At 40.7% G+C, this 20,332-nt stretch carries 22 protein-coding genes and 1 riboswitch; of the genes, 6 read left to right on the forward strand and 16 right to left on the reverse strand.

The annotated features are described in order from the left end of the window. The first annotated feature begins 7 nt into the window (after positions 1-7). The 3 genes from Q0E03_RS07675 to Q0E03_RS07685 all read left to right on the forward strand — a co-directional run bounded on the left by Q0E03_RS07675 (position 8) and on the right by Q0E03_RS07685 (position 2,691). A complete protein-coding gene (locus Q0E03_RS07675) occupies positions 8-538 on the forward strand; it encodes a hypothetical protein (protein WP_297131236.1) in 531 nt (176 codons plus the stop codon). A gap of 61 nt (positions 539-599) precedes the next feature. Continuing rightward, positions 600-1,388, forward strand: coding sequence for a class B sortase (locus Q0E03_RS07680; RefSeq protein WP_297131238.1), 789 nt, complete (start codon positions 600-602; stop codon positions 1,386-1,388). After that, positions 1,372-2,691, forward strand: a complete 1,320-nt coding sequence (locus Q0E03_RS07685) for an LCP family protein (protein ID WP_297131240.1) — start codon at positions 1,372-1,374, stop codon at positions 2,689-2,691. Before Q0E03_RS07680 ends, Q0E03_RS07685 begins: the two co-directional genes overlap by 17 nt. A 41-nt stretch (positions 2,692-2,732) precedes the next feature. Here Q0E03_RS07685 and alr read toward each other — a convergent pair whose 3' ends face one another. From alr to Q0E03_RS07740, 11 genes are all read right to left on the reverse strand, one after another. Continuing rightward, the gene (alr, locus tag Q0E03_RS07690; protein ID WP_297131242.1) at positions 2,733-3,884 is read right to left on the reverse strand and encodes an alanine racemase; all 1,152 of its coding nucleotides are present in this window, start codon (positions 3,882-3,884) and stop codon (positions 2,733-2,735) included. After that, positions 3,884-4,639 (reverse strand): 5-oxoprolinase subunit PxpA, encoded by a 756-nt coding sequence (locus tag Q0E03_RS07695; protein WP_297131244.1) that lies wholly within the window; start codon positions 4,637-4,639, stop codon positions 3,884-3,886. The genes alr and Q0E03_RS07695 overlap by 1 nt, the downstream gene beginning before the upstream one ends. Before the next feature lie 51 nt (positions 4,640-4,690). Then, complete coding sequence (locus tag Q0E03_RS07700; RefSeq protein ID WP_177664806.1) at positions 4,691-5,476, reverse strand: putative hydro-lyase; 786 nt, start codon at positions 5,474-5,476, stop codon at positions 4,691-4,693. A 14-nt stretch (positions 5,477-5,490) separates the two neighbouring features. Next, entirely contained in the window at positions 5,491-6,420 is a 930-nt protein-coding gene (locus Q0E03_RS07705) for a biotin-dependent carboxyltransferase family protein (protein ID WP_297131247.1), read from the reverse strand. Continuing rightward, positions 6,417-7,142 carry a 5-oxoprolinase subunit PxpB gene (gene pxpB / locus Q0E03_RS07710; RefSeq protein WP_297131251.1) on the reverse strand — a complete coding sequence of 242 codons (726 nt, stop codon included), beginning with the start codon at positions 7,140-7,142 and terminating at the stop codon, positions 6,417-6,419. The genes Q0E03_RS07705 and pxpB overlap by 4 nt, the downstream gene beginning before the upstream one ends. Beyond that, on the reverse strand, positions 7,139-8,197 hold the full coding sequence (locus Q0E03_RS07715) for a DUF4392 domain-containing protein (RefSeq protein WP_297131254.1): 1,059 nt from the start codon (positions 8,195-8,197) through the stop codon (positions 7,139-7,141). The genes pxpB and Q0E03_RS07715 overlap by 4 nt, the downstream gene beginning before the upstream one ends. After that, on the reverse strand, positions 8,197-9,039 hold the full coding sequence (locus Q0E03_RS07720) for an aminotransferase class IV (protein WP_273430726.1): 843 nt from the start codon (positions 9,037-9,039) through the stop codon (positions 8,197-8,199). Before Q0E03_RS07720 ends, Q0E03_RS07715 begins: the two co-directional genes overlap by 1 nt. A 164-nt stretch (positions 9,040-9,203) precedes the next feature. Further along, complete coding sequence (locus Q0E03_RS07725) at positions 9,204-9,941, reverse strand: ABC transporter ATP-binding protein (RefSeq protein ID WP_297131257.1); 738 nt, start codon at positions 9,939-9,941, stop codon at positions 9,204-9,206. Between the two features lie 3 nt (positions 9,942-9,944). Beyond that, positions 9,945-10,973 carry an ABC transporter substrate-binding protein gene (locus Q0E03_RS07730; RefSeq protein WP_297131260.1) on the reverse strand — a complete coding sequence of 343 codons (1,029 nt, stop codon included), beginning with the start codon at positions 10,971-10,973 and terminating at the stop codon, positions 9,945-9,947. Beyond that, the gene (locus Q0E03_RS07735; RefSeq protein WP_297131263.1) at positions 10,970-11,755 is read right to left on the reverse strand and encodes an ABC transporter permease; all 786 of its coding nucleotides are present in this window, start codon (positions 11,753-11,755) and stop codon (positions 10,970-10,972) included. The genes Q0E03_RS07730 and Q0E03_RS07735 overlap by 4 nt, the downstream gene beginning before the upstream one ends. Further along, entirely contained in the window at positions 11,724-12,023 is a 300-nt protein-coding gene (locus tag Q0E03_RS07740) for a thiamine-binding protein (RefSeq protein ID WP_297131265.1), read from the reverse strand. The genes Q0E03_RS07735 and Q0E03_RS07740 overlap by 32 nt, the downstream gene beginning before the upstream one ends. Before the next feature lie 71 nt (positions 12,024-12,094). Then, a riboswitch (TPP riboswitch) is annotated at positions 12,095-12,195 on the reverse strand. A gap of 250 nt (positions 12,196-12,445) precedes the next feature. Between Q0E03_RS07740 and Q0E03_RS07745 the strand changes: the two genes are divergently transcribed. The 3 genes from Q0E03_RS07745 to Q0E03_RS07755 all read left to right on the forward strand — a co-directional run bounded on the left by Q0E03_RS07745 (position 12,446) and on the right by Q0E03_RS07755 (position 14,435). Continuing rightward, positions 12,446-13,171, forward strand: a complete 726-nt coding sequence (locus Q0E03_RS07745; protein WP_297131268.1) for a hypothetical protein — start codon at positions 12,446-12,448, stop codon at positions 13,169-13,171. After that, positions 13,168-13,887 carry a hypothetical protein gene (locus tag Q0E03_RS07750; protein WP_297131271.1) on the forward strand — a complete coding sequence of 240 codons (720 nt, stop codon included), beginning with the start codon at positions 13,168-13,170 and terminating at the stop codon, positions 13,885-13,887. The genes Q0E03_RS07745 and Q0E03_RS07750 overlap by 4 nt, the downstream gene beginning before the upstream one ends. 257 nt (positions 13,888-14,144) lie before the next feature. Further along, a complete protein-coding gene (locus Q0E03_RS07755; RefSeq protein WP_297131274.1) occupies positions 14,145-14,435 on the forward strand; it encodes a helix-turn-helix domain-containing protein in 291 nt (96 codons plus the stop codon). A 54-nt stretch (positions 14,436-14,489) separates the two neighbouring features. Here the strand turns inward: Q0E03_RS07755 and mgtE are convergent, their stop codons facing one another. The 5 genes from mgtE to Q0E03_RS07780 form a co-directional block, all read right to left on the reverse strand. After that, positions 14,490-15,866, reverse strand: coding sequence for a magnesium transporter (gene mgtE / locus Q0E03_RS07760; protein ID WP_367270253.1), 1,377 nt, complete (start codon positions 15,864-15,866; stop codon positions 14,490-14,492). 66 nt (positions 15,867-15,932) lie between these two features. Then, positions 15,933-16,805: a hypothetical protein gene (locus Q0E03_RS07765; RefSeq protein WP_297131280.1), complete on the reverse strand. Its 873-nt coding sequence runs from the start codon at positions 16,803-16,805 to the stop codon at positions 15,933-15,935. A gap of 13 nt (positions 16,806-16,818) precedes the next feature. Then, positions 16,819-17,907: a putative glycoside hydrolase gene (locus Q0E03_RS07770; RefSeq protein WP_294836567.1), complete on the reverse strand. Its 1,089-nt coding sequence runs from the start codon at positions 17,905-17,907 to the stop codon at positions 16,819-16,821. 6 nt (positions 17,908-17,913) lie between these two features. After that, positions 17,914-18,567 carry a ribulose-phosphate 3-epimerase gene (gene rpe / locus Q0E03_RS07775; RefSeq protein WP_297131283.1) on the reverse strand — a complete coding sequence of 218 codons (654 nt, stop codon included), beginning with the start codon at positions 18,565-18,567 and terminating at the stop codon, positions 17,914-17,916. Positions 18,568-18,675: 108 nt separating this feature from the next. Next, a complete protein-coding gene (locus Q0E03_RS07780) occupies positions 18,676-20,325 on the reverse strand; it encodes a glycoside hydrolase family 36 protein (protein WP_297131287.1) in 1,650 nt (549 codons plus the stop codon). Positions 20,326-20,332: the final 7 nt, after the last annotated feature.

Consider the following 20,332-nt stretch of genomic DNA (forward strand, 5'->3'; position numbering starts at 1 on the left):
TGTTATTATGAAAAAGTTTATTTCTATCGCTTTATCGGCAGTTATGTTGATTTCAGCAGGTGCTATCAGCGCTATGCCCGTTATGGCTGCAACTGTATCAAGCCCGGGTTCATCAGAAGTTACAACAAAGCCTGCATCTGAAACCGAGCCTGTAATCGTTACAGTTAACTCTGACAAGTCATCAAAGGTTGAATACTCAAAGGAAAGCGCAAAGTTCACATTTAAGTATTCAGGCAAGGGCGAAGTTATCAGATGGGAATTCCCTAATATGACTGAAGGCGTTGACTACAATGTTCTTTCAACATCTGAAGATAATGACAAAATCGTTATTGAACTTACAGAATCAGGCAAGCAAAAGCAAGTAGTTGCAAACGCAGTTGTTAAAGATTCAACAGCATCAAAAGACGATGCAGAAATCGATGACGACAGCAAGGACGACAGCAACACTTCTCCTGCAACAGGTGCTGCAATGGCTGGTATCGCTATGGCAGGTACAGGCGTAGCTATGCTTGCAATTTCAAAGAAGAAAAAAGACTAATTTCTAAATTAAGTAAGAACCTGTAACAAATGTTACGGGTTCTTTTTTACGGGTGAGTAGAATGGATAATGACAATAAAAAATCAAACAGTCGCACAAGAAAAGTCATTGTTATCTTGGCTGTTATTTTGATTGTGGTCGGCGTGGGCATAACAATGTTTCAAATCATCTCAACCCAAACGGCAAAAGAAAAAGATGAAGAGCTCACTTCAACAACAACCACTCAGCAAGCAACAGCTCCCGAACCTACGGTGGCAAACAAAATCGACTTTGATTCGCTTGAAAAGAAAAATGATGAAATCTACGCTTGGATAAAAGTGCCGGGAACAAAGGTGAACTACCCTATTGTTCAAAGCCGAACAGATGACACTTTTTATTTGAAACACAGTGCAACAGACAAAAAGTATTCGTCGAGCGGTGCTGTATACACCCAAAGTGTGAACAAGCGAGATTTTACAGACAGAGTCACCTTGATTTACGGTCACAACGGCTACGGCGACACTTATTTCACAACGCTTCACAGATTTGAAAAGCAAGATTTTTTTGAAAAACACACAAAATTTGTGATTTACACTCCTACGGAAAAGTTGACATACAGGATTGTATCTGCATTCAAATATGACGACAGACATATAATGAACAGTTTTGATTTTCACGACAACAATATTTTCAAAGAATTCATTGATATGATACAAAATCCAACATCTGCCAACAAAAATGTTGCAAAAGTACTTGACAAAGAAATTACAATAAACGATAATATAGTGGTGTTATCCACCTGCTTTACAGGACAGAAAAGCAACAGATATTTAGTATGCGGAGTATTAATAAAGAATGAAAAAACAAATTGATCCAAACTTGAATTCTACCGAGAGCGAGGACATACTTTTCAACGGCGCTTATAACGAACCTATAAACGCAGAAGTTGAAAAAAAAGATGTCGGCAGTGATATTCAAAGCCAAACAGCAGAATTGAATAAAATTGTGGAAAAGACGACAGAGGAAAAGGAGCACAGGCATCATCACCATCATCATTCCTCAAGTGGTGAGCATCATCACTCACATTCATCGCATTCTTCACACTCGTCAAGCCACCATCATCACAGACATCACTCCTCATCAAAAAAGAAAAAAAGAAAGAAAAAAATTAATAAGAAGCTAAAAGCTGTGCTTATAGTTCTCTTGGTGATTGCATTTTTGTTGACCGCTTTTGGAGGAGCTTTCTCTTTCATTAAGCATCAAGGCAAAAAGGATTTGACCGCTGCCACAATCACCGACAACACACATGATGAAATCATCACTTACAAAGGTCACAGATATTCCTACAACGAAAATGTTGTTTCCTTTGCATTTATGGGCATCGACCAAAGAGATATGCTCAGCAAAAACGACACCGACTTTGTCGGCTGTGCGGATGCGGACGTTGTTGTTGCCGTTGACACTGCAGACGGCACCGTCAAGGTAATAAACATTCCTCGTGACACCATGGTTGATGTCGATGTTTATAACGACACAGGTGTGTTCCTCAGCACAGACAATGTTCAGCTTTGCCTTGCTTATGCTTATGGCGACGGCAAAACAAAGAGCTGTGAAAATGTAACAAAGGCAATCAGCAGAATTCTTTACAACGTGCCTATCAACAAATACTTTGCACTTGACCTTGAAGGTGTTGCACCAATCAATGATGCAATCGGCGGAGTCACACTTGAAGCGCAGTACAGCGTGCCTGACAAAGGCATTGTAAAGGGTCAAATAGTCACTCTCAAAGGCGATATGGCGGAAGCCTACATCAGAACAAGAGATATGGACTATCTTGAAGCTTCACTCAACCGTTCGGCAAGAATTGAGCAATATGTAAAAGCATTTGCGCAACAGCTTATTCCTGCTGTAAAAAGCGACTTTGGTATCATTTCGGATTTGTACAACACAGCTTCAAAATACAGCAGAACAAACATTACGCTTAACAACGTAACTTATCTTGCATCAACAGTGCTTGAAAAAGGCGTTGAATCATTTGAAACCTATACTATTACAGGCAAAATGACCGAAACCAAGCACACAAAATATCCGGATGCAGTTGTTGCAGAATTTACTCCGGATGAGGAAAGCGTTATGCAAATCGTCTTAGACACCTATTACACTCAAATAGATTAACATTCAATATAAAAAGTGCTACCATAATCGGTAGCACTTTTTTAATACATATAGTTTGTTGTATTAACAAATTTTCCGTCTTTATAATAAGTTCTGGGCACTCTGCGTGCAACTCGACACGGAAGTTCATAATTGAATGAGTAGGCGGAATTTGAAACTTCTTCCATAGAAAGCTCCGCTTCACCGTCTTTGCCTACCAAAATTACGGTGCTGTCAAGTTCTGCACCGTCAACATCGGTAACATCAACCATAAACTGATCCATACAAACTCTGCCGACAATCGGTGCGTACTGACCGTTAACGATTACCCTGCCCTTGTTTGAAAGGCAACGAGGATAGCCATCGGCATAGCCAACGGGGATTGTTGCAATCACTCTCGGCTCAGCAGTTTTGAATGTTCCGCCATAGGACACTTCTCTGCCCGCCTCAAGAGTTTTGATGTGCGAAATATGAGTGAGCCACGTCATAACAGGTTTGATGTCGAGAAGCGATTTGTCCACTTCCTCGCTCGGATAAAGACCGTAGAGAATAATTCCCATTCGGCACATATCAAAGTATTCATCAAAATTCATAATTCCGGCGCTGTTGTTCAGATGCTTAATCGGAATTTGAATTCCCCTGCGCTCAAGCATATCAACAAACATCTTGTACTTTTCTCGCTGCGCAAGTGCTTTTGTCAAATCCGACTCATCAGCCGTTGCAAAGTGAGAGAAAAGTCCCTCCGCTTCGATATTCGGCAAAGTGCAAATCTCTTTGCAAATATCGGCGCTTTCTTCAGTAACCTGAAAACCGATACGGCTCATACCCGTATCAATGCAAAAATGAAACGGAACAACTTTGCCCTGCTTTGCCGCTTCGTCAGACAAAGCCTTTGCCGTGTCATATGAAAAAACAGGAATACGAATGTCATATTTTACAACCAAATCATAAAATGCGGGAGCGACATAGCCCAAAATTAAAATCGGGGTTTTTATGTCGGCTTTTTTTAATTCAACGGCTTCCTCAATGCAAGCGACACCGAAGAAATCACATTTTCCTTGCAAGAATTTCGCAAATTCAACCGCACCGTGACCGTAAGCATCCGCCTTGATGACGCACAAAAGCTTGCAATCGGGCGACAACTTTGCCCTTGTATTATTGACGTTATATTCTACGGCATCCAAATCAATTTTTGCCTGTGTTCTAAAATACATTAACCAATCACCTCTGAAAGCGGCACTGCTTTTATATCATTTTCGGCAAAAGCCTTGTTGAGTGCACGAACGAAATCAAGCGCTTTTTCGCCATCACCGTGAACGCAAACGCTATGAGCCTCAATCGGCACTTCTTCGCCTGTGTAAGCAGTGACCTTGCCGTCTTTCACCATACGGATAACGCGGGCAATAGCCTCGTTTTCATCGGTAATCATAGAACCTTCAAGTGTTCTTTTACGCAATGAACCGTCCGCCTCGTACGCTCTGTCGGCAAAAACTTCGCTGGCATATTTAATACCTACTTGCTTTGCCGCCTCAATCATTTTTGAGCCTGAAAGAGCAAGCAAAATAAGCGACGAATCAAAATCCTTGATTGCGTTTGCGATGGCAAGCGACATTTCCATATCCTTTGCCGCCATATTGTACATTGCTCCGTGAGGCTTGACATGTTGCATCTTAACGCCTTTTGCCTTTGCAAAGGCTGAAAGTGAGCCAAGCTGACAAAGAGTGATGTTGTACACTTCTTCGGGCGACAAAGTCATATTTGTTCTGCCGAAATTCTCCTTGTCCAAATAGCCCGGGTGAGCGCCGAACGCAACCGAGTTTTCCTTGCACAAAGCAACAGTCGTGTTCATAATATTGCTGTCGCCTGCGTGAAATCCGCAAGCAATATTTGCCGAAGTGATCAAGGGAATAATCTGCGAATCAAAAGCAGCTCCCTCGCCTAAATCCGAGTTTAAATCTACAAAATACATCTATAAACTCCTTAAAAAATTCTAATAGAACAGATATAAAAGCAACGCAAATTAATACTTCAACGCAACATTTTTTACATCTGTGATAAACATATGCCCCGGTGCGTGGGTAATTGCAATCGGTGGTTTTGTTTGCATAACGGCATTTTGAGGGGTTACACCGCACGGCCAAAACACCGGCACTTCGCCCTCATTAATTGTCACGCTGTCGCCGTAATCGGGATGATTAACATCCGAAATTCCGATTGCTTCGGGATTACCGATTTGAATAGGTGCACCGTGAACCTTTGGCATTGCAGCCGTCACCTCAACCGCCTTAACAACCAAATCATTCGGTATCGGACGCATTGAAACGACCATATTTCCGTGAAAAGCACCTGCCGAAGCAAGCTCAATATTTGTATTGAACATCGGCACATTAACATTTTCCTCTATATGGCGAACGGGAATGTCCGCCTCGAGCATTTCGCTTTCAAAGCTGAAACTGCAACCGATGAGGAAGTACACAAAATCGTCCTGCCAATATTCGGAAATGTCCGTAACTTCTTTTTCAAGTACGCCGTTTTTCCAAATTCTGTACTTTGGAAAATCTGTGCACACATCTCCCTCGCTTGCCATAGCCTTAAACTCTCTTGAGCCTACATCGCCGACCTCTAAAATCGGGCACGGTTTTGGGTTACGCATACAAAAAAGGAGGAAATCAAACGCATAATCCTTTGGCAAAATGCAAAGATTTGCCTGGGCATAGCCTGCACACATACCCGATGTTTGAAAATCAATTTTGCCCTCACGGATAAGCTTCTTCACTTCCTGTGGGTGCATAGCTGAATAATCCATATTTACTCCTAAAATCAAAACATATATAAATTATCAAAAAATTGTTTTTGCTTTTTTGCTTCTCGTTCCGCTTCTTCAACGGTTACGCTTTTAAATCTTACGGTATTCCCTGCCGAAAGTTGTGAAGCTCGAGGCAAGTCAACGCTGATTACAGTTGCAATTTTTGCATAACCGCCCGTTGTTTGATGGTCTGCCATAAGAATAATAGGCTCGCCCGAATTTGGCACTTGAACAGAACCGAAAACAATACCGTCGGATATAATATCCATTCCGTTTTTCGACTTGAGCGGTTCGCCAGACAGCCTTATTCCCATTCTGTCCGACTGAGCGGTAACCTCATACTTCTGCGACAAAAAAAGCCTTATATCCTCATCTGTGAACATCTCGTTTTGCGGACCTAAAACAACACGAAGTTCGGCATTGTTGCTATATTCGGTTTCGGGAATTTCCCACTTATCAATATCACCGAGCGGGAACGCACCAGTTCCAATTGCAAGAACATCTCCGCTTTGGAGCTTTTTGCCAAAATGTCCGCCAAAAGCAAACTTCAAGTTTGTTGAAGCGCTGCCAAAAACATATTCGCCGACTATTCCGCCTGCAACGGCAAGATAAGCGCGTATACCGCTTTTTGCCGCACCCATAGAAAGAATGTCGCCGTTATTTATCTTGTAAGCCTTGTTTCTTTTTATCGGTTTGTCATTTATTTTTGCGCCAAAATCCGCACCCGAAACGCAAATCACGGTATCCTGCGTGAATTTTGCGGTAACGCCAAGCACAGTCATTTCAAGAACAGGCGCACAATCGCAGTTGCCGCACAATCGATTGGCAACTCTCATAGAATATCTGTCCATCGCTCCGTTTTGGGTGAAGCCGTTTTTCATAACCCCCACCCTGCCGAAATCCTGCACGGTGCTCAAAAGTCCCGGAGTAATAATTTCTATCATAATTCAGCCTCCGTAACCTTAACCTGATATTCGCCGTTTTTTACCTGCTGTTCAATTCGCTTGAATTCGTCCAAATCAACCGGCACAAAACGGATGTAATCACCTGCGGAATACAAAATCGGATTTTCTCTCTCCTTGTCATAAACCTTGAGAGGAGTTTTGCCGATAAGTTGCCATCCGCCCGGAGAAGCCACGGGGTAAATGCCTGTTTGTTCACCGCCTATACCGACAGCACCCTCAAAAATTTCCGACCTCGGCGAATCAAGACGAGGCGTTGCAAGGCTTTCGTCCATACCGCCAAGATAAGCAAAACCCGGCAAAAAGCCAAGCATATATATGAGATAATCTCTGCCGCTGTGTCGCTCAATAACTTCCTGCCTTGTGAGGTGAGAATGTTCGCAAACATTGCCCATATCAAAAGCAAAGCAATCGTCATAGCACACAGGAATTTCAAAAAGTTTCGCTTTTCGGCTTGAAGCGACCTTGATATTTTTCAGTATCTTTGCAAGGGTGTTTTTCAGCTTTTTTGCGCTGATTTCGGTACAATCATAAAGCACCGACACCGAACAAAATGTTGGGATATATTCGGTAACACCCTTTATCCCTGCTTGCTCGATTTCGGCGCAAAGAGAGGTCACATACGCATTGACCTCTCTGCTTATTTCATTTTTAAACTGTACGGTAACCGCACTGTCACCGTTTTGCAAAAATGAATATATCATCCGAAAAATCCTTTTTTAAGTGTAGTTTCAAACCAAGCGGTTGTTTTGTCCTCAACGGTATGAGGATATTCGATAAGTCCTCTCATCAAGGAAATCATTGGCAAAATAATGTTTTTGCCGATACCGTCAATATACGGTCTTGCTTCGCCGTACATATCAAGCATACCCGCCTTTGCGGCAGCATCCATAACAGCCGACTCCTCTTCCTCGGTGTGGAAAAGGCTAACATCGTCCAAAAGGAAAGCTGTGCAAGCCATAAGAGCATTCATACCCCAATCGCTGACAGTTGCCGTGATGATGTTATCAGCAGCTGTGTCTGCCAAAATGCCAAAGCCTGTGCCTGCCTTGCAACCACCCTCCTCGGCATACGGAATATATTTTCTGATGTGTTCCTCAATTGTGCCCATACCAAGTTCGTTGCCAAGGTCACCGATAGAGAGATTATACACTCCTCTATTTTGACATTCTCTGAAAAGAACATCATATTTAGCCTCAACATCAGTTGTGTTTACTCCGACTGCGTTGTGATAATAGCCGTTTTTGTTTCTGCCCGGTGCTTCATTTGAAATAATAGCACAAGGAAGCCCGTGAGAAAGAATTTCTGCTGTTTGTTCAGCCTCTTTTGCCTTGTCCTTTGTAAAGGTGACAATGCAAATTGTATTATCGGGAATATTGTCTATATCATAGGTAACATCAACGCCGAGAACTTCGCTCATAGCCTTGATTGATTTTTCGCATTGATCGGGAACAATCATAACCGGCTTTGCGCCAAAGGCACGCATAACAAATCGAGCAAAAACGGTTGAAGAAATAATGCCGTCTGTTTCAGCCTCGTTCCACGGAAGAAGGACAAAGCCTGTGAGGATAAACACCTTTTCGCCCTTTTTGATGTTCTGCACAAGTCCCTCTGCACCGTTGAGTGAAAGAGGCTTGCCTGTATATTTGATTGCACCGTCATAAAGAATACGGCACACACCGTATCCTCTCGGGTCAAGATTCATCAGCCAGTCAAGATTGTAGCCGACATTAAGTTTTGTAAGTTCTGTTCTGTTCATTATGCTTTGCACTGCTCCTCAAAATCCTTAACCAAAGCGTCCTGAATTGTCTTGAGCATTTCAGGAGCTTTACCGCCTACCGGCTTGCCGTCAACTGTCTTTACAGGAATACAGAATGAACCTGTTGAATGAACAATAATTTCATCGGCATTCATAAGTTCGTCAAGGGTGTAATCTCTTTCTTCAACGCCATAGCCGAGTTTTTTTGCAAAAGCAAGAAGACGAATTCTTGCAGTACCCGGAAGCACTTTGTCATCAAGCTGATGAGTGATAACCTTGCCGTCCTTAAAAATAGAAACATTTGAGTGTGCACACTCTGTTACCAAATCTCCTCTGTGGAAGATAGCCTCTTGACAACCTGCTCTGTCTGCCGCTGTTGCCGCAAGACAAGACGGAATAAGGTTCAAAGTTTTGCAGTTGCAATAATAAAATCTCTTATCCTCATAGGTGATAACATCAATAGGCTTGTATGTATCTGCAACATGAGCCGGGGTGAGAGTAATCCACAAATTACCCTGCATATCTTCAGGATAAATATGACCTCTGAGTCCGTTGCCTCTTGTAACCTGCATATAAACGAACTGATCACCGTCATCAACCTTTAATACAAGTTCTCTCAGAAGCTTGTCGAGTTCGTCACGCTCAATCGGAATGTTCATACCGAGGAGCTTTGCAGAATTGTAAAATCTTGTGAGATGGGCGTCCATATCAAAAACAACATGGTTATGAGCATAAGTAGCGTCATAAACACCGTCACCAAACCAACAAACTCTGTCGAGCATCGGAATTTGCATATTCTCGATTTCATCATATTTACCGTTATAGTAACCTAAATTTTTCATAAAAATTCCCCCAAATAAATTTCAATAAAAAAGAGCACAAGAAACCCCCGAATAATCGAAAAGACTTCCTTGCCCTCTTTTTTAATTTTAATACTATTAAATATAAAAGTAAATAGTTAATTTATAAAGTGTGTGTAGAAATTTAAGGTCGATTTTTGTGCAGATTACAATAAATGTAATATTTCAACAATCTGCCTTTTGTAATTCAAAAACTCATCCGTTAGATTGAACTCGGTTGTTCGCGGCTTTGGTGCGTCAATTTTAATTTCGTTTGCGCACACACCGTCGGCAAGAATATAAATTCTGTCCGACAGCAAAATAGCCTCGTCAATGTCGTGAGTTATGAACACGGTGGACAAATCAATGTTCTGCATAACATCAAGATACCACTTGTGGATAACGGATTTTGTTATCGTGTCAAGCGCACTGAACGGCTCGTCAAGAAGTGCAACACCGTGCGATGACAAATATGTGCGGAGCAAAGCCGCCCTCTGACGCATACCGCCCGAAAGTTGTGACGGATACCGGTACTGCGTGCCCTCAAGACCAAAGGTTTTGAAATAAGGTTCTGCCTGTGCTCTTGCGTCCTTTTTGCTCACACCCTTGATAACAAGAGGAAGCGAAACATTGTCTATCACCTTTCTGTAAGGCAAAAGCAAGTCTTTTTGGAGCATATAACTGACATTGCCGGGTTTGCCCGTAATATCCTCGCCGTTCAACCAAACCTTGCCGCTGTCGGGCATATGAATACCCGACAGGACATTAAACAGCGTTGTTTTTCCGCCGCCGCTGACACCCAAAAGGCTGACAATCTCGCCCTTGTTGAGTGTAAGCGAAGCACCTTTTAAGACCTTATTATCGCCGAAGCTTTTATAAATATTTTCAGCTTTTAAAATTTCCATAAATTATGCCAAATAATCGTTTGTGAAACCTGTGTTTTCAGGGATTTTTTCTTCTACAATCTTCTCTTCGCCGAGCCAGTTATAAAATGCGTTCCATCTTGCAGGGTCGATATAACCCCACTTCGGAGCGTCTGCAATATACTGGTCTGCCATATACTTTTGACTTGCCTTTACAAGTTCTTCACTACCCTTGAGTGAGCCTGTGTCGTCACCGTCAATAAGGATTTGAGCTGCTTCGTCAGGATTTTCGATAGCATATTCATATCCCTTTTTGGTTGCGGAAAGGAATGCCTTAACTGTTTCAGGGTCGTTTTTGATAAGGTCGTTGTTTGCAATAAGAATAGGAGTGTAATAATCAAATGTAGGATTCAAATCCTTAAAAAAGAACTTGTCAACTTCCACATTGTTTACCTGAGCGTTTATTCCGCCCCATCCGTCAAACACCCAAATTGCGTGATCCGGATTTTGCTTTACATCCTGTGCTTCGTCTGTTACTGTGTTTGGAATTCTCTTAACCTTGCTCCAATCACCGCCGTCTGCCTTAACAACATTTTCCAACATTGCAAGCTCAATAGGTGAATCCCAAGTGAGGTATGTCTTGCCTTCAAGACCCTTTGGACTTTCGATGCCTGCACCCTTTTTAGACATAACGCAAGAAGTGTTGTGCTGAATAAGTGCAGCTACGGCTGTAACCTGCATTGGAGTTGCAGATGTGAAAGCAGAAGCGATTGTGTCCTGTGCGTCAATAGCAAACTGTGCCTGACCTGCCGAACAAGCCTCTGTTGCACCGTTCTCAGGCGGCTGAACGATTGATACATTAAGACCTGCGTCTTTGTAGTAGCCGTTTTTCAAAGCAACATAAAAACCTGTGTGGTTTGTGTTAGGTGTCCAATCAAGGCAGAGTGTAACATCCTTTAATTCTTTTGTCGTGTCGTCTGACGCATCATCCGAATTTGTCTTTGAGCAAGCTGCAAATGCACAAACAAGAGAAAGTGCAAGCAACAATGCGATTATTTTCTTAAACTTTTTCATTTTTTGTCTCCCAAATTTTCTGTTTTATGTACCCACGGCATAGAAATTTTTTCAAGCAAAATAACAATGCCCATAAGCACCAAACTGATTGCCGAAATAAACACGATAACGGCAAACATTTTGTCAAAGGCATAAGCCTTTTTTACTCTTGTCATATAAACGCCGAGTCCCTCAAATCCGCCGAGCCATTCCGAAACAACGGCGCCGACAACCGCATAGGCGGCAGAAATGCGAAGCCCCGAAAAGAACGAAGCGGTAGCATTCGGCAATTTGACTATCCTAAAGATTTGAAGTCTTGTTGCTCCCATAGAACGCATAAGGTTTATCGCATCGGCATCCACGCTTTCAAATCCGTTGAGAAGTCCGATTGCGATAGGGAAAAATGTTGTGAGAACAACAAGTGTGATTTTCGGAGCCATACCAAAGCCCATCCAGAGCACCAAAAGAGGTGCAATCGCAATGGTCGGAATTGTTTGAGTAACAACCAAAACAGGATAAAGAGCCTTGTTGATTATGGTAAATCTGTCCATAAGGCTTGCAATGACAAAGGCTATTGCAATGCCGATGAGCAAGCCATAAAAAGTTTCCTGCAAAGTGACAGCCGCCTGTTTCATCATAATTGAAAAATTGTCGACAAACGCTTTGACAACATCAATCGGTGACGGCAACATATACGCAGGCACAAGTTCCATATCACAAGCCAAAAACCACAACAGCAATATGACAATTATCGCACCGAGCGGTGCAAGTTTATTGGTGATGTTTTGTAACTTTTTTGTCAATGGTCAATACCTCGCCCTCAGGATTGTAAACCACCTTGACATATGCGCTCACGCTTGGGCAACCTGCCTTGATTGCAACCTTTTGGCAGTTTGCAGCAATTTCCATAAGCTCATCATAGCTTTCGCCCTCAATGGTAGTTTCGAACGGACCTACATAATAATTGAGTCCTGTTGACTTGATGTATGCAATAACCTCGTCAACAATGCGGATAAGTTCGTCCTCATCCTTTACGCTTGGCAAAACCTGAATAGCAACACTTGCTTTCATAATAAAATACTTCCTTTCATAATATTCTTGATAAGTCAAGAAAAAAGCACCGAAAAAATCGGTGCTGAAATCCTAAATTTATATCGTCTTCCTACGCTCGCATTACCGAACAGGTTAGAAGGGTATAATCTCAGCCAAGATTGAAAAACAATCAGCACCCCTGACTTATTAAGTTAACGATATTTTACCACTTTTTTCACATTATGTCAAATAGATTAAGCGAAACAAATATGAAAATCGCATTTAAATCATAATATTTGATCAATAATATCAATTATGCCCATTGCTTGAAATTCATTTGCTTTTAGGCAATTTAAATAATGAAATAGCTACTTATAGGATTCACCCCCCTTTTTAATATTAATTTTCTACTTTTATGTTAATTTATTTTATGATATAGTAGTATTATAGGGGGATATAATATGAAAGAAGCAAAGAAAATAGTTAAATACTTATTTATAATAATAATTTCTGCGTTATTACTCGGCTTTGTTATTCATACCGTTTATGTTCAATGCCACAAGACGGAAGTTGTTGAATATTTGGTTGATAAATATGATTTTGACAAAAAAGACATAATTCTCCTAGATTATGAGGGTGAAAGATTTCACGATGATAGCGATTTGGGTATTCTTTTTGATTGGTACACTACATCTCCGACTTGGAAAATCAGATGCAATAAAAGAACTTTTGGCGTTACAAAAACAAAATATGGATTTAGTGATGATTATCAATTAGAAGATATTTTTGAGTGGTCAGTCGACTATTTAAAAGCAGTCGACCCTAATGTTGTCGGTATCAAAATTAATTGTGGAAAATTGCATAACATTGTAACCGAAGATACCATAAAAGATTTTTTAATAAATGATAATGATTCTTTTGTTATTTATTATAAAGTTGACAGTCTTGAACAATATTATACTTATTCTAAAAGCGGCTTCAAATATACTAATGATAATTATGATAAAATCAATTATCAAGTTTTGAAAGAGTTTGAGTTCATTAATAAAGATATTGAAAATAAAGGCACTTTTTTAACGACATCTAATTTAAAGTTTTCAAGGAACCGTTGGGACAATTTTGCAAATTATTATTATGATACAAAAACTGCAAATGACAAATTACATCAAAAAGGAGTGATTATATGACTAAAAAGAATAAAATAATAATTATCTTTGCTGTTTTGTTTGCCGTTGTAATGTTGATATTAGGGATTTTTTTGATTGAACAACACATGCGCAAAACTGATGTTGATTATGCAAAAGAACAATCCTTGGAATATCTTTGCGAGAAATACAACGCAAATCCGCAAGAGTTTAAATTAATTAAATACAACCAAGCCCATTCTGTACAGGAAGAATATGAAATCTTTTTAACAAAAACGGTTTGGATTGATTTTTCGTTTGAATATGAATATAACAACAGACATTTTATTGTGAGCAAAAATAAAAAAGGTTATTATGACGATTATCAATTTGACGATATACAAAATTGGTGCACAGAATGGTTGCAAAAAAATGTTGACCAAAGAATTATCGGAATGTACCTTGACACGGAGAATATAATAAACTACTACGATAAGAATAATCTTGATTACAAATATATAATTTCAAAAGATGATTCAAAGCAATTTTTAAAATGCTTTGAAAACGATGTTGCACGTTTTTATTTTTATGATAAAGAATATACATATGACGATATGCATATAGATAAACTAAGCATGAAATTCAACAGCACATTAAAAGCCGATTATATTCCTAGCTTTTATTATGTAACCAACACACCTAAAAAACATTTTGCATGCTTTGAATTTATTCAATGGGGAAGCTATGCAGAACCAGACTATAATATAAAAGGAAAATGATAATGAAAAAGCAACTTTTCAAGTTATTATTATGATGCAAAAACTATAAAAACGGAACTTATTGAAAGGGGGCAGTGCAATAGGATGAATAAAAATATATAAAAAATATATTTCAATATTATTAGCGATAAATATTGCTCTTTTTGGAACACCAAAAATAATCATGGCAGATTCAAAAGAATATTATGCTCAATACAGCGGTTCAACAACGTCAATCTGGGGCTATAAACCGAATTGCACTTTTACTATAAATAAATATGGTTGATTTTGGTAGCAATTTAAAAGAATTACGACTTAAGCATAAAATGACACAAAAAGAACTTGCAGATAAAATCGGCGTTACAAAATCTGTTGTTTCGTATTATGAATTGCAAGAGCGTTCACCATCGCCTGAAATTCTTATTAAGCTGTCAAGAATATTTCATGTGACAAAAGATTATCTACTTGGTATTGAACATACACACACGATAGATATTTCAAATCTTTCTTCTGAGCAACTTACGGTAATAGAACAACTTATTAAACTTTTTGAAAGTGATGATAAATAAAGGAGTCTACCTCATTTTCTGTGAGGCAGACTCCTTTATTCTTTAATTGTATTATTAATGTAATTGTGGAATTAATGCGGTTGCGATGCCGAAATATACGAGAAGTGAAACGGCGTCAACAACGGTTGTGATGAACGGTGACGACATAACAGCAGGGTCAAAGCCGACTTTTTTTGCAATCATAGGAAGTGTGCAACCGATGAATTTTGCAAAAACAATTTCAACAACCAAGGTGAGGCAAATTGCAAGGTCAACTATAAGTGTAATATCGCTGTTGTGCATAATCGTACGGTCAACAAGCCAAATCTTTATAAAATTAGCTGCCGCAAGGCTCAAGCCACAAACCAAGCCGACACGAATCTCTTTCCATACAACCTTGAAGAAATCCTTGAATGTTACTTCGCCGAGGCTCATGGCACGAATAACCGTAACACTTGCCTGACCGCCTGAGTTACCGCCGGTGTCCATAAGCATAGGGATAAACGCCGTAAGAACAGTCATAGTTGCAAGCTTGTCTTCAAAGCCTGTAATAATTGAGCCTGTAAAGGTTGCCGAAATCATAAGAAGCAGCAGCCACGGGAAGCGGGATTTCCATGTTTCAAAAACCGAGGTTTTAAGATATGTTTTCTCCGTAGGGAGCATAGCATTCATCTTTTGAATATCCTCGGTGTTCTCCTCTTGGATGACATCGATAGCGTCGTCGACCGTGATAATACCAACCAAACGACCCTCCATATCAACAACGGGAAGTGCAAGGAAGTTATACTTATCAAACAGTTGAGTTGCGAGTTCCTGGTCATCAAGCGTGTTTAGGGAAATAATGTTTGTTTCCATAAAATCGCTGATAACATCATCGTAATCGTGGAGGAGAAGTTCCTTGACGGTAGTTACACCGATAAGCTTCCTCGAACTGTCGCAAACATAGCAGGTATAAATTGTTTCCTTGTCGATACCTGTTCGTCTGATTCGTTTGAAAGCCGCCTCAACCGACATATCTTTTTTGAGGTCAACAAACTCCGGTGTCATAATAGAACCGGCTGAATCCTCGGGATATTTAAGCAAAGTGTTAATTGATTCTCTCATCTTGCTGTCGGCATTGCGGAGAATTCTCTTTACAACAGTTGCAGGCATTTCCTCAATGACATCAACGGCATCATCAAGGTAAAGTTCATCAAGCACTTCTTTAAGCTCGCTATCCGAAAATGCGTGAATAAGTGATTCCTGATTGTCGCTGTCAAGTTCAACAAAGGTTTCCGCCGCTTCTTCTTTGGCAAGCAATCGGAACATAAGCAGTCGCTGATTGGCTGACACTTCATCAAGAACGCTCGCTATATCGGCAGGGTTCATTTCCGACAGTAGATTTTTAAGTTTTGCAAACTCTCTTTTTTCACATAATGTTTGGATTTCTTCGATGATTTCGTTTTCGTTCATTTCCTGAATATCCACTTTCATTACTGTCACCGCCTTTGTTGTTTTATTCGTTATAGATATATGCGACTATTCCCCGTCCTCGTTTTCAGGCTCGTCCGAATAGTCAAAAAATTCAGTTTCGTCATCGTCCTGCGCTTTAACAGCCACTCTTTTAAGAATCAAAACCGCTATTGCAAGAATGATAATTCCGCCGAAAATTCCAAGGAGCATCACCTTGAACTGAGGTGATTTGTGGAACACCTCGTTTTTGATAATATCCTCATATGAATTGTTTTTCAGTTCTTTTTTAAGTTCCTTTGATGTCAAGCCGAGGCGCTTAACTTCAAATTTATACGATTTGAGCGTTCCGTCAGATGAAACAACACTTGCTTCGATAATCGGGTTTTGCTCGGTCGTCATCTTAAATTCCTTTGGAACATTGCAAAACGCGCCCAAATCCTCAGGCACGGCTATCAATTTCAGCTCTGTCATATCCTTTGGAATATAAAGCTGATAAGAAGTTTCCTCGTTATTGAGTGCCGGATAAACACAGCCGAGTTCACAATCAAGTTCCTTGAGATTTGCGTTTGAATTGAGCTTTACGCTGACATCATTATACTTGTACTCAAAGAAATAATTTGCCGAGAGAGTAACATTTTTGACCTCAACATTGATGCCGTTCATACCCTCTTGGTTATAGGTTACAAAAATCTCCGAACCTTTGCTGACCTTGTATTTTTTGAGAGTCGGTGTTTCGCCGTCGGAATTTACAATCAGTTTGTAATAAAACTGTGTCGGTGAAAATTCGCCCTCAATTTCCGCATCGTTGAATTCTATTGATTGCAAGGTCGGTGCTTTAACCGTTTTGCTCTCTGCCTTGTCACCTGCAAAAGCGGTGAACGGCATAACAACAGCAAGCATCATAACCACGCACAGCAGTGCTTTAATCGTTTTTTTCATATTTTCTCCTTTATCAGTCCGCAAGAATGAAGCGTTCTACACCTGCCGATGCAAGATGCTCATACACACGGGTTGTATCAAGCTCGGTTGAAATATAATAAATTTGATTATTGCCTAACTTATCAAAGCTTTTTATTTGTTTGTCTATTGCGGAATTTGTTATATTTCCGCTTTCGGCATCCATGCCTGTGATTTTCACTTCAACCTCTTTAAGCAATTTGACATCACCGCCGAGGTCCTTTTTCAATTTCTTTGACAAGGCTTTGTAGCCGTCATTATATTTGTTTGAAACATCACTTGGGAGATTGTAGCCATACAGCACGAAAACCTGAACGCCGTAGCCCTTTAGTTCCCTGACAATGTCGAGAATATAGTTATACACCTGCTCGTTGTTCGGGTCAAGATAATAATTGCCCTGACTGTCGGTGTACAGCTTTTTGCCCTTTTTAACAGCCAAATCTTTGTTGTGCAACGGCAAAACATTGTCCTTGTAGCAACAAATTCTTGCCACAGGCATAATATCATTTTCTACAAGTCTTTTGATTGAGCCGACGCTGTCGCTGCCGACATTGCTCATTGCACCGTAAGTGTCAATAGTTGCAAGCGAAGAACGGTAGCCGATTGTGCCGTCATCACGCTTTGCATCAAAAGTTATGCTGTTTGCGGAAGTGCTCTGCGCCTCGTTGATAACAGAAGTGAGCATTGCCGAATTGTCAAGGCTGACGGATTCGGTCATAAGTGACGCCACATTGATGGTCAACTGCGACAAAGCATTGCTGTCGGCATTGTCCTGACTGAGCAATTTTTCAGCCGGCTCCGCCTGACGAATCATATGCACATCCATCACGGTGTAACCGCCGAAAAGTAGGACGACCGCCAACAATGACGACACAACAACTTTAATTGCTCGAAGTCTGTTTTCTTTTCTTTTTTGAGCCTTGTGCTGAGCGGCACGGCGTTTGTCATTGTAAACATTACCCGCTTCACCGTCAACAGTATATTTGTCGGCAAAGTCAATCGGTCTGCCCTGTGGCTCTTCCGTCCAATGCTCATTGCGATGCTTGTTAGTATAAAATTTTCTTTTTTCCTGATTTTTACTCATAGCAAATCACTGTGCGTCTTGTGCGTTTTTCCTCAAAAGAGCAATAGTTTCAGCCGGGTTTTCACTCTTGAAAACAGCAGAACCCGCAACAAAAACATTTGCGCCTGCCTTTGCGGCAATTTTGATGGTTTCGGCATTGATTCCGCCGTCAACCTCAATATCAATATCCGGATTAATCTCGCGGATTGCCTCAACCTTTGGCATTGTTGACTCCATAAAGCTTTGACCGCCAAAGCCCGGCTCAACTGTCATAACAAGCACCATAGAAAGCTTGTCAAGATACTTTACAACCTCGTCAATCGGTGTTGCCGGTTTGATAGCCAAACCTGCCTTTTTGCCGAGTGACAAAATCTTGTCGATAGTTTCCTCTGTGTCGCTGTCGCACTCGGAGTGGAAGCAGATAATGTCGGCACCTGCCTTTGCAAAATCCTCTGCATAATCAAGTGGATTGCTGATCATCAAATGCACATCAAACGGCACATCACACACCTTTTTGCACGCAGCGGTAACAGGTGCGCCGATTGAAATATTCGGCACAAAATGACCGTCCATAACATCAACATGAATCATATCCGAAGTGGAAATTCTTTCAAGTTCTGACTGAAGATTTGCATAATCGCTCGCCAAAATTGACGGTGAGATTTTAACTTTATTGTTCATAAGTAATACTGCTCCATTTTTATAGTCGATATATTATAACATTATATACGCTATAATTCAAGAAAAAAGTGCCGAAACGAATCGACACTTTTCAATAACTTATTAAGTTCAATACGAATAAATACTGCCGTCTGTGACGCAGAATCCGAGTGTGTGCGGCTCGCCGTTTTGAGTATAATCTATAAACAACTTGTTGTTGGTTTCGTTTATAGCAACTATCTGCATATCGTCATCAGCCAATGTATCGTTGAAAACAGCCATCTGCTCGTCATCATATTCCTGAACATTGTCGCTCATAAAGAGTACAGAACCGAAAAGTTTGATGAACTTTGCAAGCACCTTTTGCTGTTCAAAAGTGAACTGAATGTTGCTTCTGCGAAGCAAGAACACATCAGGGTCACAGAGAAACGCACGGTTGTTCAGACATCTTCTGTACACGCTGTTGTGGATGGCATTCGGGGTTGAAACATCTTCCCTGTGAGTGAGATTGCGGAAAAATTTATGCTTCCAACCGAGAGCCATATCCGCACCGATTCGCATATATTCAACCTTGCCGAAGCACGGCATTTGCTGAACTCCGCAACCCAAAATCTGCTTGTCGCCTACACATTCACGGAGGAAATCAATGCTCTCATAAGCAAGCTGTCCCCTTGTTTTGTTGTGAAGCGGAACAACAGCGGTTGCGTACAAAAAGTCGAGTTTTACAAGGTCAAATCCCCAATCATTGAGCACGATGTCAAACACATTTTTGATATACGCCCTTGCATCGGCATTGTCAATGTCAATCGCATAAAATCCGCCCCAGTTTGCGCCGACCATAATCGGCTTGCCGTTTTTGCCTTTTACAAGCCAATCGGAATGTTCAGAAGCCAACTTTGAGCCTTTTTGTGCACCGAACGGAGCAAGCCACAAACCTGCCTGCCAACCTTTTGCGTGGATTTTTTCAACAATCGGTTTCATACCGTTCGGGAACTTGGTTTTGTTGATTGAAAGCCAATCACCGACCGAAGTTTGATAGCCGTCATCAATCTGAAAAGTGTTCACCTTGTCGGTTTTTCCGGAGATTGCATCAAGGTCACGAAGGATAATTTTTTCGTTGATGTTTTGATAATAATTATACCACGAAGTGTAGCCTTTTATCTTTTTATCGGTCAAAGGCTTGACATTCATCTTTGCAAAATATCTGTCGAAAACCTCGTCATATCCACCGTTGTCAAAATACAAATCAAGAAGTTCATACGGCTCACTTATCGTGATACCCTCAACATCTTTTGAAAAGCGGAGAGTGTTTTTGTTCATATCCGCATAGATAATTGTATATCCCGTGCGGTCGTTGAGAGAACCGAAGAAATCAATGTTTTTCTCATTTCTGACATATGCGAATGAGATTGAATGGAAAACACCGCATTCTTTTGACTGCTGAACAAAGGTGTAATCTCCGACCAAATTCATACCAAACGGACTTTTGCCGAACAGACCTTTGCCGACAACTCCCTCGTCTGCCATCATTTCATTTTTTGCAAATTCCTTTGTATCCGTCCACGACTGAAAACCGTTTGCAAAGAACCTGCTGTCCTGCGGATATTCGTATTCCCTTTCAAGATAAAAAGAGATGTCGCTGATTTCTTTTTTAGGGATAACGGTTAAGGTCAATCCGTTTTCTGCCTGATGCAAATCAAACGAAACATCATCGTTTGAAATTTCGGTAGTCTTTAGTTCTTTGCCTGTTTTATAGGTGAATTTTAATTTATAATTCATAACTTTG

It is taken from the genome of uncultured Eubacterium sp., from assembly GCF_934525195.1.
Lineage (GTDB): Bacteria > Bacillota > Clostridia > Oscillospirales > Acutalibacteraceae > Eubacterium_R.